Annotated in this window: 10 protein-coding genes and 1 pseudogene; 3 read left to right on the top strand and 8 right to left on the bottom strand. The window is 70.1% G+C overall.

Annotated elements, in window-relative coordinates:
• Positions 1–91: 91 nt before the first annotated feature.
• From C1706_RS12455 to hemE, 7 genes and pseudogenes are all read right to left on the bottom strand, one after another.
• Complete coding sequence (locus C1706_RS12455; RefSeq protein ID WP_164987553.1) at positions 92–1222, bottom strand: winged helix DNA-binding domain-containing protein; 1131 nt, start codon at positions 1220–1222, stop codon at positions 92–94.
• A 5-nt stretch (positions 1223–1227) separates the two neighbouring features.
• The gene (hemL, locus tag C1706_RS12450) at positions 1228–2556 is read right to left on the bottom strand and encodes a glutamate-1-semialdehyde 2,1-aminomutase (RefSeq protein ID WP_129459571.1); all 1329 of its coding nucleotides are present in this window, start codon (positions 2554–2556) and stop codon (positions 1228–1230) included.
• Between the two features lie 145 nt (positions 2557–2701).
• Positions 2702–3676: a porphobilinogen synthase gene (gene hemB, locus C1706_RS12445; protein WP_129459570.1), complete on the bottom strand. Its 975-nt coding sequence runs from the start codon at positions 3674–3676 to the stop codon at positions 2702–2704.
• A complete protein-coding gene (locus C1706_RS14685) occupies positions 3673–4407 on the bottom strand; it encodes a uroporphyrinogen-III synthase (protein ID WP_284690571.1) in 735 nt (244 codons plus the stop codon). The genes hemB and C1706_RS14685 overlap by 4 nt, the downstream gene beginning before the upstream one ends.
• 24 nt (positions 4408–4431) lie before the next feature.
• A pseudogene (hemC, locus tag C1706_RS14680) lies at positions 4432–5370 on the bottom strand (hydroxymethylbilane synthase); the annotation flags it as partial.
• Entirely contained in the window at positions 5367–6815 is a 1449-nt protein-coding gene (locus tag C1706_RS12435; protein ID WP_129459569.1) for a protoporphyrinogen/coproporphyrinogen oxidase, read from the bottom strand. The gene C1706_RS12435 and the pseudogene hemC, both read right to left, overlap by 4 nt.
• Positions 6812–7861 carry a uroporphyrinogen decarboxylase gene (gene hemE / locus C1706_RS12430; RefSeq protein WP_129459568.1) on the bottom strand — a complete coding sequence of 350 codons (1050 nt, stop codon included), beginning with the start codon at positions 7859–7861 and terminating at the stop codon, positions 6812–6814. Before hemE ends, C1706_RS12435 begins: the two co-directional genes overlap by 4 nt.
• Positions 7862–7966: 105 nt before the next feature.
• Between hemE and C1706_RS12425 the strand changes: the two genes are divergently transcribed.
• The 3 genes from C1706_RS12425 to hemQ are packed head-to-tail and all read left to right on the top strand — an operon-like array spanning position 7967 to position 11148.
• Complete coding sequence (locus C1706_RS12425) at positions 7967–9337, top strand: glutamyl-tRNA reductase (RefSeq protein ID WP_129459567.1); 1371 nt, start codon at positions 7967–7969, stop codon at positions 9335–9337.
• A complete protein-coding gene (locus tag C1706_RS15000) occupies positions 9334–10374 on the top strand; it encodes a ferrochelatase (RefSeq protein ID WP_241653568.1) in 1041 nt (346 codons plus the stop codon). Before C1706_RS12425 ends, C1706_RS15000 begins: the two co-directional genes overlap by 4 nt.
• A 24-nt stretch (positions 10375–10398) precedes the next feature.
• Positions 10399–11148, top strand: a complete 750-nt coding sequence (hemQ, locus tag C1706_RS14995) for a hydrogen peroxide-dependent heme synthase (RefSeq protein WP_241653567.1) — start codon at positions 10399–10401, stop codon at positions 11146–11148.
• Positions 11149–11215: 67 nt separating this feature from the next.
• Here hemQ and C1706_RS12415 read toward each other — a convergent pair whose 3' ends face one another.
• On the bottom strand, positions 11216–12595 hold the full coding sequence (locus tag C1706_RS12415) for a sugar porter family MFS transporter (protein WP_129459566.1): 1380 nt from the start codon (positions 12593–12595) through the stop codon (positions 11216–11218).
• Positions 12596–12672 lie beyond the last annotated feature (77 nt).

Raw genomic sequence — 12672 nt, 5'->3', positions numbered from 1 at the left:
TCTCCCTCGGGGTGTGACGGGGCGGTGGTTGATCCACTCTATCGGTGACCGAGCACGCACGCACCGCGCTCGCTCGTTACGACCGTGGTGGCTAGGTGATCACCATGTCGGCGTCGGCGAACCCTGCGCGGTAGGCCAGCGCTTGAGCCTGGTCGACCAGTGCGGCCTTCGCTGCATCCGGCAACGGGCCTGCGGCGATCAGCCGGACGGTGAAGCGCCCCTTGGCCAGGGTGCGCTTCCAGGCCCCGGCCACGTGGAGATCCCAGACCATCGGGCCGCCACCCGACTCCCCGTACTTCGCGGCGCTCGCCACCCCACCGGGCACAAGGGGCAGCGGCAGAGTCGTATGCGTCAAGGGTGCCTCGTCGAAGGTGGACAGCAGCCAGGCGCCCTCGGCGCGACGACGAGCCGCAGCGAACCCCGCCGAACCGGGCCCGCGCGCCGCCATCGCGTCGGCGCCGAACCACAGCGTCTGATCGGCCACCTTGACGCTGTCGAGTCGAGGCCCCAGCGTCGCGATCGCACCCCGGATCTCGCCCAGCGTCAAGCGCGTCCAGCGCTGCAGGTCGCGCACCGCCACAGGGCCGTGAGAGGCGAAGAAGCGCTCCACCACGTCCGCGATCGCCTCGTCCCGCGGACGTGGTGGCGTGGCGGGCAGCCGCGTCTCGGCGAGCACGTAGGTGTGCCCGTTGAGGCCGGCGGGATCGACCGGGCCGGAGCAGATCTGGGCCTCCAACTCGGCGATCATGCACAGGTGGGACAGCCGCTGCCAGAACAAGGCGTCCTGGCGTTCCCAGCGCCGTGCGAACACGACGCCCAGATCGGCGCGGGTACGCGGCCCTGCAGCCACCTCAGCCAACAGCACATCGAGTTCTGCGGCGAGCGTGCCCGGTTCATCCAGCCCCAACTGGCGATGACGCGCGCGCATCCCGGACAGCACTTTCGGTGAGGTTAAGGCCAGGAGCCACCGAGCATCAGCGGCGGCGACGTGGTGCCACGTGGGCCGCAACACGTGAGTGCGGATGATGTGCCCCGCATTCAAGGCGTCCGCTGCCTGCGCGGCGGTACCGCCGGTGCGTTGCGCCAGGGAGTCGTGGGCCAACGGGACGTCTTGGCTCTGAACGGCCAGCGACGACGCCACCGCGCTGACGGGATCCTCGGCAGGATCGCCGACGAGTTGCTGCAACACCAACCGCGTCGCCCACAGCTCGCGGCGATCCATGCCGGTCAGGGGCGTGCGGCGGCGGCCGCGCGCGCCGCGACGGGCAGCGCTTCGGCGATCCGGTTCAACGCTTCGTCGTCGTGGGCGGCGGACAAGAACCATGCCTCGAACACGCTCGGCGGCAGGGCCACGCCCGCGTCCAGCATCGCGTGGAAGAACGCGGGGTAGCGGAACGTGTCCGCGGCCTTCGCCTGGGCGTAGGTGTGAACGCCGTGCGCGGCCGCGTCCTCGCCGAAGAACACGCTGAACAAACTGCCCGCCGTCTGAATGCGATGCGGAACCCCGGCCGTGGTCAAGGCGTCCGCGAGCGCGGACTGCACCGTGAGGGAGGCCGCGTCCACGTGCGCGTACACGGACGCGTCGGCCAGGCGCAGCGTCGTGATCCCTGCGGCGGTGGCGAGCGGGTTCCCCGACAGGGTGCCTGCCTGGTACACCGGGCCCACGGGAGCCAGCAGATCCATCAGCGCGGCCGAACCGCCCAACCCCGCCAACGGCATCCCGCCGCCGACGACCTTCCCGAAGGCGAACAAGTCGGGGGTGTACGTCGGGTGGTCGATCCCGGCCTCCCAACCCCACCACCCGGACGGCCCGACGCGGAAGCCGGTGAGCACCTCATCGAGGATCATCAGAGCGCCGTGGGCCGACGTGATCGCTCGGATCGCCTCGTTGAAGCCGGGCTCGGGCGTCACGATGCCCATGTTTGCGGGGGCCGCCTCGGTGATCACGCACGCGATGTCGGAGCCACGCTCAGCGAAAACCGCCTCCAAGGCGGGCACGTCGTTGTAGGGGAGCACGATGGTGTCGGCGGCGGACGCGGCCGTCACCCCGGCGGAACCGGGCAGCCCCGCGGTCGCGACGCCGGACCCGGCCTCGGCCAGCAGCGCATCGGAGTGTCCGTGGTAGCAGCCAGCAAACTTCACGATGACATCGCGCCCGGTCGCCCCGCGGGCGATGCGCAGCGCCGTCATCGTCGCCTCGGTGCCCGTCGAGACGAAGCGCACCTTCTCCGCTGCCGGGACCCGAGCCCGGATCAACTCGGCCAACTCGACCTCAGCCGTCGTGGGCGCCCCGAAACTCAGACCGCGCGTGGCGGCCTCCTGCACGGCGGCCACAACCTCGGGGTGCGCGTGCCCCAGCAGCGCCGGACCCCACGAACACACCAGATCGACATACCGGCGCCCCTCGATATCGACGACGTGGGGCCCCTTCGCCGACTGCAGGAACACCGGCGTCCCGCCGACCGAACCAAACGCACGCACCGGGGAGTTCACCCCGCCGGGGATCAGTTCGCAGGCGTGCGCGAAAACCTCTTCCATCGACATGTGGCCGGGCATGATGTCCTTTCGGCAGTTCGTGGTGGGTGCGCCGCAGCGGCGCGGTGGGGCGACGCAGGACGCCGACCGACTCTTCTCGCATTGTGGCACGCGTCCCTGAGGCTCCCCGTGGCGCGTGCCTGCCCAAGGGGAGGCCGGGTGGTGGTCACCGACGTGCGGCGAGGTCCAAGGCGGCGTAGGTGAGCACGATGTCGGCGCCAGCTCGCACGATGCTCGTCACGGTTTCGGCCATCGTCGCGTCCAGATCCAACCAGCCCCGCTGCGCTGCAGCGTGGATCATCGCGTACTCGCCGGAGACCTGATAGGCGGCCACGGGGACATCCGAGGCGGCAGCGACGTCGGCCAGCACGTCGAGGTAGGCCATCGCTGGCTTCACCATCACCATGTCGGCGCCCTCGGCGAGGTCCAGGATCGTTTCGCGCAGCCCTTCGCGCCGGTTCGCGGGATCCTGCTGGTAGGCGCGGCGGTTCCCCTCCAGGGACGACCCGACGGCCTCGCGGAAGGGGCCGTAGAAGGCCGAGGCGTACTTCGCGGAGTAGGCCAAGATCGCCACATCGGTGTGCCCAGCATCGTCGAGTCCGGCCCGAAGGGCGGCGACCTGGCCGTCCATCATCCCCGAGGGCGCGACGACGTGGGCGCCCGCGTCGGCTTGGGCGACGGCCAGCCGCACATAGGCGTCCAGCGTTGCGTCATTGTCCACGCGTCCGGCCTTGTCCAGGACGCCGCAGTGGCCATGGTCGGTGAACTCGTCCAGGCAGGTGTCGGCCATGATGACGGTGGCGTCGCCCACCTCGTCGCGCACGGCCCGCAGCCCCCGGTTGAGGATGCCTTCCGGGTCTGCACCCGCCGAACCGAGCGGGTCCTTGTCGGCGTCGGTGGGGACGCCGAAGAGCATGATGCCGCCCAGCCCTGCCTCCACGACCTTGACGGCTTCGCGGCGCAACGACTCGGGGGTGTGCTGGACGACGCCGGGCAGCGACGCGATGGCGACTGGTTCGCTGATGCCGTCGCGGATGAAGACCGGCAAGACGAGTTGGCTGGGTGCCACGCGGACCTCACGGACGAGGGCACGCATCGCCGCAGTGGTGCGGAGACGGCGGGGACGGATGACGGGATTCATGAGTTCTCCTGATCGAGACAGCGAGTGAGGGCGTCGATGACACCCGGGGCGTCCTGGGTCGCGGCGATGGCGTCGACCTGCCAGCCGTCACGGGTCGCGGCTGAGGCGGTGGGCTGGCCGAACGCGATGACGGCGACGCCCGCGGGTGGACGCCCCAGCACGGACGACGTGGCGGACGCGATCGACCCGGAGGTGAGGACGACGGCGTCGTAATCCGACCAGGGCCGCGCCCCCGGGGCCTCCTTGACGGGCACCGTGGTGTAGGTGTCGAGGCGTTCGACGTCCCACCCGCCGGCAGTCAACCCGTCGGCGAGGGCTGGCCGGGACAACGCCGAGCCCGGGATCAACGCGGTGGCGCCCTCCGGTTCGGCGTCGACGAGGGCGGCGACGAGCGCCTCAGCGTCGCTGCGCCCCGACGGCACGACGTCCGCGTGCGCGTCGAGTTCTTCGATGGCCCGGGCCGTAGCGGGGCCGACGGCGGCGATCTGGTCGCCGAGCATCGACAACTCGACGTCGGCGGCCGCGAGGACCTCGACCGCGATGGGGGAGGTCAAGATGACCCAGTCGGCGGGGCCAGGCAGTGAGAAAGGCAACGTTTCGGTGCGCGTCACCGCAACCGCGTCCACGTCGGCGCCCGCGGCGCGCAGTGCATCGGCGAGAGCCCCGTCGCGGCGGGGCAGAAGGACGCGGCGACCGATCAGCGCCGGGTGGGTGCCCGGCGCCCACAGCACCCGATCATGGTGAAAGTCCGCCAGTTCGCTGGGCCGAGAAGCGCCCAGCGGCGTGATGTGCGCGGCACCACCCGCGAGCAAGTCCTGCGCGACGGTGAACCCGAGCGACTCCGCAGCCAACATGGTCTCGGGGAGCGAATGAGGGACGATGGTCGCCTTCTCGGCACGCACCGTCGCGGCCCCGTCGGGGCTGAACACGGCTGCGGTGAGGGTCAAGGTGTGGCCGATCAGGCGCGCGGACGTCCCGATGGGTGCAGCGCAGCCCGCCCCCAAGGCCGCCAGGACCGCGCGTTCGGCCGTGACGGCCGCGCGGGTGGCGCGCGAGTCCAACCGCGCCAGTTCGGCCAGCAAAGGCGCGTCGTCGGCGCGGCATTCGATCGCCAAGGCGCCTTGTCCGGGCGCGGGCAGCAGCGGCAACGCTTCAGTGGCGGCGTCCAGGCGCCCGAGACGGTCCAACCCGGCGGCCGCCAGCACGACGGCGTCCAGGTCGGCGTCGGGGCCCAGGGTGCGCGCGAGCCGCGTCCCGACATTGCCCCGGATCTCGACGACGCTCACGTCGGGGCGGGCGGCGCGCACCTGAGCCGCTCGACGCGGGGAACCGGTGCCGACCAACGCGCCCGCAGGCAGGGTGGCCAGCGTCAGCCCGTCGCGGGCACACAGCACATCCGCCGGTTCAGCGCGGGGCGGAACAGACCCGATCATCAGCCCGGGGACGGGAGCCGTCGGCAGATCCTTAAGGGAATGGACCACCAGGTCGACGCGTCCCTCAAGCAGGGCGACGCGCAGCGTGGCGGCGAAGACGCCCAGGCCCCCCACATCCAGCAACGACCCTGCGGTGACGTCGCCTTCGGAGCGGATCGTCACCAGGTCGACCTCGTGCCCGCCGGCGCGTAACGCCTCGGCGACCAGCCCCGACTGTGTCCGGGCGAGTTCGGAGCCACGCGTGCCCAGGGTCAGTTTCATCGGGCGAGCTCCTCAGCGACGCGGGTGGCATGCGGAATGACGGCGGCGAGCCCCGTCCCGGCGAACCAGGCCCCGGTGATGGCCAGGCCTGGCTCCTCGGCCAGACGCCGTGTCACCTCGGCGACCCGGACGCGGTGTTCGGGAGTTTGCGGCGGCAAGGAGTTGGGGAAATGGATGACGGCGTGGCCCGCCACGCTGGACGGATCCAGTTCGAGCCCGAGCAGCACGGACGCGTCGGCCAGCGCGTCGGCCATCGTGGGCTCCGGCGTCGGCACCCCCGCGCGGCCGTAGCTGACGCGCAGCACGTGCAGCCCGGTGCCCGTGACGACCCGGGGCCACTTGATCGAATAATGCGTCAGCGCCTTGGCCCGCACGCGGCGGGGGGCGCCCTCATCCAGCGGGGTCACCAGGAGCCCGGAACCGCGCGGGCCTGCGTCCAGCCGGTCATCAGCCAGGACGAGGCACACCTGCGCGAGGTCCGCCCCACGCGGCAACTGCCAGTCGGACACGGAGAGGGATTCCACCGAGCCCAACAGGGTCAAGGCCGCGCGTCCGTCGAGGGCGACGACGAGGCGCGTGGTGGTGTCGATCTGGGGTTCCCCGACGGGGATGGGCGGGTCGGCCGGATTCGGGGCCCGGCCCGCCTCGTAGTGCGTCACGCTCCAGGTCTGCCCGTCGCGGACGATGCCGGTGACGACGCGCCGAGTCGCGACGGTGCCGCCGTTGCCTTCGATGCGGTGGGCCAGGGCGCGCGGCAGCGTGAACATGCCGCCCGACGCTGAGGAGACGACAGCCCCTTGAGGGGCGCTGGCCCGCACGGCGGCGGCGGCGCGCACGAGGGAACCCTCCTGGGCCAAGGCCTCGCGCAGGCCGGGGGAGACCACATCGACGGCGAGCCGGGACGGGTGAGCCGAATGGACGCCGCCTGCGATCGGATCCACCAGGCGGTCGAGCACCTCGCGGCCCAGACGCACCTCCACGAGCGAAGCCAGTTCCGCGGCGTCCGCGCCGGGACCGGCACCCATCGTCAGGTCTTCGCGAGCACGCGCCAGCCCCTCGGAGGACAGCACCTCGGCAACGATCGGATCGTCCAGATCGGTGGGAATGCCCAAGACGCCGTGCGGGATCCGGATCGCGTGGCCGGGCTCGGCGCCCTCGGGGGAGCCTGGGCGGAGGCGATGCGACCACACCCACGAGCCGCCCGCCGGGTCGACGGTCTCCAGCCCAAGTTCGGCGCACAGGGCCGCCACCTCACGGGAGCGCTTCGCGAACGATTCGGCACCCAAGTCGACCCAGACGCCACCGACCGGCGCCCCGAAGACGAGACCGCCGGTGGTGCCGCGGGATTCCAGCAGCAGCGGAGCGAGCCCAGCCTTGCTGAAGGTGTAGGCGGCCTGCAGGCCGCCGATGCCGCCACCGATGACGATGGCATCGCGTTGCGTCATGCCGCGTGGATCCTCTCCACCAAGGCTGTCAGGACGCCGGGATCGGTGTCGGGTGGAACGCCGTGGCCGAGGTTGACGACGTGTGCGGGGGCGGCTTTGCCGCGGGCGAGGACGTCCAGCGTGTGCGCCTCCAGCGGGGCCCAGCCTGCGGCCAGCAGAGCCGGGTCGATGTTGCCTTGCAGCGGGACGCCGGGCAGGCGGGCAGCAGCCTCGTCGAGGGGCGTGCGGTAGTCGATGCCGACGGCGTCCGCGCCGACAGCCAGCTCTTCGAGGAGGTGACCGGTGCCGGTACCGAAATGCAGGCGCGGGACGCGTCCGGCGACCTGCTCCAGGGCGCGGCGCGACCAGGGCGCCACATGGGTGACGTAGTCGGCACGCGACAGCGATCCCGCCCACGAGTCGAACAACTGCACTGCGGAAGCTCCGGCGTCGACCTGGGTGGTGAGGAACGCTCCCGAGATGTCGGCACACCAGCGCATCAGCGCAGCCCACGCCTGCGGATCGGCGTGCATCATGGCGCGGGCGGCGAGGTGATCGCGGCTGGGACGCCCCTCCACCAGATAGGCGGCCAACGTGAACGGGGCGCCCGCGAAGCCGATCAGGGGCGTCCAGGTGGCGTTGCCGGACGGCGTCGAAGCCAACTCGGCGACGACGAGGCGGACAGCTTCGGTGATGGCGCTCGCGTCGCCCGGCTCCAGTGCCGTCAGCCTGCGCACGTCGGCGGCAGTCCGGACAGGCTCATCGATGACGGGGCCGACCCCCGACGCAATCTCGACGTCAACCCCCGCCAAGGCCAGCGGCACCATGATGTCGGAGAAGAAAATGCCCGCATCGACGCGATGGCGGCGCACGGGTTGCAACGTGATCTCGGCGGCCAGTTCAGGGATGAGGCAGGACTCGATCATTCCCGTCCCGCGACGGGCCTCCCGGTATTCGGGCAGTGAGCGGCCCGCCTGGCGCATGAACCACACCGGGTACGTGTCAGGACGATCGCCGCGCAGCGCGCGCAGCAGCGGAGGAACAAGGGGAGTCACAATCTCGATCATAGTGAGGCACCCTCAGTCGGTTCCGTGCGCGGGGAGATCGCCGGGACCCGGTACAACACCTTCCGGTTCGGTTTGGGCAGATAAGGGTGGTTCAATGAGTGAGTCATGTCGTTGCATCTGATCTCCGTTCATCACGCCGAACACGGGCTGGCGGCCGTCGAAGCGGTCAGTCCGGCGGTGCCGGGGCTCGCGACGCGTCTCGTGGACGACGCCGCCGTTCGCGGTGCCGTGGTGTTGGCCACGTGCAACCGCGTCGAGGTTTACGTGGACGCCGACGCGTCCGCCGCTCAGATCCTCGATCGGGTGCGCCGTGCCGTGGCTGCGGGCCTCCCGCAGGCCCACGATGTTCCCCTCACAGTGCTGACCAACGGTGACGCCCTGCATCACCTGTTCGATGTCGGTGCAGGCCTGGACTCGATGGTCGTCGGGGAGCGGGAGATCGCCGGTCAGCTGCGCCGCGCCCTGAAGGCCGCGCATCGCGACGGCACCGCCAACGGGCTGCTCACCGAAACCATCGAGCAGGCGCTGCGGACCTCCCGCAAGGTCGCCCACCTGACACAACTGGCCACCACGGGGCGCTCGGTCGTCGCCGTGGGGCTGGACATGATCCCGCGCGACTGGTCGGCGACCCACGTTCTCCTCGTCGGCACCGGCGCCTATGCGGGCGCTGTCGTCGCCGCGCTGAGCGAGCGCGGCGCGCACGACATAGCCGTGTTCTCCTCCTCAGGGCGTGCCGCCTCCTTCGTCGCCTCCCACCCGGGCACCCACGTCGCCGAGCGAAGCCTCGAGGAGGCCGTCGCCGAGGCCGACGTCGTCCTGACCTGCCGCGGGCTGGGGCGTCCGATCCTCACCCTTGACCTGCTCGCCCACGCCACCGGCGACCGCGAGGCCCCGCTGGCGATCCTCGACCTGGCCATTTCGCGTGACGTCGCGCCCGAGGCGGGCTCCCTGCCTGGCGTCCACCTCATCGATCTGCCGACCATCCAACGCCACACCCCTGACGCTTCCCGGCACGAGGTGGGGCGAGCGCGCACGCTCGTCGACGAGGGTGTGCGTGACCTGGTGACCCGCCTGAAGGGACGCGAAATGGACCCCGCCGTCGTTGCCTTGCGCGACACCGTCAACGCGATGGTGTCGGACGAAATCGACCGGCTCCCGCAGGGCCGCCCGGTCACCGGCGAGGAGGCCGCGCACGCGCTGCGCCGTCTGGCCGCCCGGCTGGTGCACGTGCCCAGCGTGCGCGCGCGCAAGGCCGCCCAGGAAGGACGCGCCGACGAATACCTCACCGCCCTCTCAGAGCTGTGGGGGATCGAGCCGCAACTGCGGTCCGTCCTGGGGAACGACGAGGTAGCTGCGGCGAGCGAGGGCGATATCGACGTTCTCGTGCCGCCGGATACGCTCGAATGCGATACCTGTCCGATCACCGGCCTGCGGCTTTCCGATCTGGGGGCCCGACCCCGCCTGGAGGCAATGTGAGTTTCGACTACGACGCGATCTGTGTGGTCTCCTACGGAGGCCCCCGGGTTCCCGAGGACGTCTTGCCGTTCATGCGCAACGCGACCCGCGGGCGAGGGATCCCCGATGAGCGTCTCCTCGAAGTCTCCAAGCACTACGACCTCTTCGGCGGAGCGTCGCCGATCAACGAGCGCAATGCAGAGTTGATGGAAGCCCTCGGCGCCGCCCTGCGCGAGCGGGGCATCGACGTGCCGATCGTGATCGGCAACCGTAACTGGACGCCCTTCCTTCCCGACACCTTCACCGACCTCGCCGCGTCAGGCGCGCGCCGCGTCCTCGCGCTGGCGACCGCCGGGTATGCGTCCTACTCGGGGTGCCGCCAATACCGCGAGGACATCGCCGCGGCACTGGACGCGACAGCCGTCGAACTGCAGATCGACAAGGTCGGAGCATTCGCCGAGACCGAGGGCTTCATCGCCGCCAACGTTGACGCGCTGCGTGACGCGCTGGCGCGCGCCGAAGGGACGCCCCGCGTCGTCTTCGTCACCCACTCCATTCCGCTTGCGATGGACGCGGCCTCGGGTCCGGGCGGGGACAACACCTACTCGACCCAGCATGCGCGCGTCGCCGCCGCCATCGCCGCCCAGGCAGGGCTCGACGATGACCGCTGGGAGATCGCCTACTGCAGCCGCTCGGGTGCCCCGCACATTCCGTGGCTGGAACCCGACGTGAACGACCGCCTTGAGGAACTTGCCGAGCAGGGAATCTCCTCGGTGGTCACCGTGCCGTTTGGGTTCATCAACGACCACATGGAAGTGGTGTACGACCTCGATACTCAGGCCTCGCAGACAGCCGCCGAACAGGGACTGTCGTATGTGCGCGCGGCGACGGCGGGCACTCATCCCGCCTTCATCGCGATGCTGGCCGACAAGATCGCCGACCTGCGCCCCGGCGAGGTCGGCGGGCGCCGCACCTGCGGCGCGAACTGCTGCCTCTCGGGTCGACCCGGGGACGCCAAACCGGCGGCCTGTGGCACCGAGTCGGCGACAGGGTCCTGACGCACCTCAACGAAGGAGAATCCCATGACGCAACCGTCCGCGAAGGTTGCCGGCGCCCCGTTCAGCGGTGACCCGCGCGACACCTACGTGTCGCCCGAAGACGTCAACGCCAGCAACCACTACTTGATGTACAGCGTCTTCTCGACCGTCGCCCCGCTCCCCGCCGATCCGGCCAGCCGCGACGACCAGGTGAACGCCGCCGTCCGCGCCGTCACCGACACCGGGGTCACCCTGCGTGGGTGGTACGACGTGAGCGGGTTCCGCGCCGACGCCGACTTGATGATGTGGACCATCGCCGAAGCGCCCGAGGCGCTCCAGGCGGCCTACCATGCGCTGCGGAACTCCGAATTGGGCGGCCACCTCGACCCGGTGTGGTCGTCGGTCGGCGTCCATCGGGGCGCAGAGTTCAACAACGCCCACACGCCCGCATGCTTCTCCGGGATCGCACCGCGCCCGTGGGTGACGGTGTACCCGTTCGTCCGCAGCTACGAGTGGTACTACATGGATCCGGCCAAGCGCTCGCACATGCTGCGCACGCACGGGATGGCGGCCCGCGAGTACCCCGACGTGCTGGGCTCCACCACCTCGGCGTTCGCGCTGGGCGACTACGAATGGCTGCTGGCCTTCGAGGCCGACGAGTTGACCCGCCTGGTGGACGCCATGCGCGCCCAGCGGGCCGTCGAGGCGCGCCTGCACGTCCGTGAGGAGACCCCCTTCTTCACCGGGCCTCGGATCGAGCTGACGGAGTGGGCCCAGCGCCAGCCCGTCGCCTGACCGGTGCGCAACTGACCCGACGCCGTCGCGCCCTCCCCGATGGGGGACGCGACGGCGTCGTCACACGTCAGGCGTCCTGGGTGTGGGAGAGCCCCAGGGTCGCCTCCATCTCCTCCAAGGGGACGCCGCGCGTTTCCGGCATCACCTTCAGTACCCAGATCAACTGGCCGATCATGAACACGCCGAACACGGCGAAAGCCACCCCACCGCCCAACGAACCGATAACCGGCGGAAAGAAGGTCGACGTCAACCAGGCGAAGACCCAGTGCGTCATCGACCCCAGCGATTGACCGCGCCCCCGGATCCGGTTGGGGAAGATCTCGGAGATGAAAACCCAAATCACCGACCCTTGGCCGAAGGCGTGCGCGGCGATGAACACGAGCAACCCCACGAGCACCAGAATGCTGGATGTGCCGTCGAAGGCCCCGCCACGGGCCTTCTCATAAAAGAACATCAAGCCTGAGAGGAAGCCCAGGCTGACAATGTAGCCCACCGATCCGTAGATCATGAGGGTCCGGCGTCCGATTTTGTCGATCACGGTCAGGGCCACCATCGTGGCCACCAGGTTCATGAACCCGACAGCGACGCTCATCTGGAAGGCGGCATCGGTCGAGGCGCCCGCCTTCTCCATCACCACGGGGGCGTAATACAAGATGGCGTTGATGCCGGACATTTGATTGAACATGGCGATGGTGAAGGCCAACAAGATGACCTTCGCGTGCCCTCGGGTAAAGAAGGGAACCTTCGCCGACTCGCCGGAGGTCGACAGTGAGGCGTCGATCTCCTGGATCTGGGCTTGCGCCTCCTCGGGGGTGGTCGTGAGGCGGGCGATCACCGCGCGTCCGTCGGCCTCCCGTCCGTGCGCCATCAACCACCGAGGTGTTTCCGGCACGGTGAACAGCAAGACCAGGAAGAGGAGGGCGGGCACAGCCATGATGCCGAACATCCACCGCCAATCGGTCGTGGTGTCGTGGACGACCGCCCGGATGATCGTGTTGGAGAGGTAGGCCAGCAGGATGCCCAAGACGATGTTGAACTGGACCAGGCCCACGAGGCGCCCGCGGACCTTGGCGGGGGCGATTTCAGCGGTGTAGATCGGAGCGCACACCGAAGCGGCGCCGACCCCGATCCCGCCGAGGAATCGGGCGATCTGCAAGGTGAGAATGTCGTGGGCGAAGGCTGAGCCAAGGGCGCCGATCAGGTACAAGATCCCGATAGTGAACAGAAGGGGTTTGCGGCCAAAACGGTCGGCGGGTTTGCCCGCAGTGAGGGCGCCGAGGATGGTCCCCAGCAGGGCCATCCCGACCGTCCACCCAAGAAGGGCGTCATCGAGAAGGAAATAGCTTTTCAGCTGGTCGGTCGTCCCGGAGATGACGGCGGTGTCAAATCCGAAAACGAGGCCGCCGATCGAAGCGACGAGCGCGCTTCGCAGGACAAGGGGCTTCATGCGGCTCATCGTAAGTCGGTGCGGGGTGGCTGCGGAACCGAAAAGTCGTGATTTCTGGGCGGCCGCTATCGAGGGCG

The sequence above is a fragment of the Propioniciclava flava genome, assembly GCF_004126535.1.
Taxonomy (GTDB): domain Bacteria; phylum Actinomycetota; class Actinomycetes; order Propionibacteriales; family Propionibacteriaceae; genus Propioniciclava; species Propioniciclava flava.
Note: the sequence above shows the minus strand (reverse complement) of the source record. Positions and strands in the feature narration are given on the sequence as shown.

What these genes read in the sequence shown, in the direction of transcription:
- C1706_RS12455 (WP_164987553.1), bottom strand. Translation starts at nt 1,222, where the DNA reads ATGGATCGCCGCGAGCTGTGGGCGACGCGGTTGGTGTTGCAGCAACTC.
- hemL (WP_129459571.1), bottom strand. Translation starts at nt 2,556, where the DNA reads ATGCCCGGCCACATGTCGATGGAAGAGGTTTTCGCGCACGCCTGCGAA.
- C1706_RS12425 (WP_129459567.1), top strand. Translation starts at nt 7,967, where the DNA reads ATGTCGTTGCATCTGATCTCCGTTCATCACGCCGAACACGGGCTGGCG.
- hemB (WP_129459570.1), bottom strand. Translation starts at nt 3,676, where the DNA reads ATGAATCCCGTCATCCGTCCCCGCCGTCTCCGCACCACTGCGGCGATG.
- C1706_RS12415 (WP_129459566.1), bottom strand. Translation starts at nt 12,595, where the DNA reads ATGAAGCCCCTTGTCCTGCGAAGCGCGCTCGTCGCTTCGATCGGCGGC.
- C1706_RS12435 (WP_129459569.1), bottom strand. Translation starts at nt 6,815, where the DNA reads ATGACGCAACGCGATGCCATCGTCATCGGTGGCGGCATCGGCGGCCTG.
- hemE (WP_129459568.1), bottom strand. Translation starts at nt 7,861, where the DNA reads ATGATCGAGATTGTGACTCCCCTTGTTCCTCCGCTGCTGCGCGCGCTG.
- hemQ (WP_241653567.1), top strand. Translation starts at nt 10,399, where the DNA reads ATGACGCAACCGTCCGCGAAGGTTGCCGGCGCCCCGTTCAGCGGTGAC.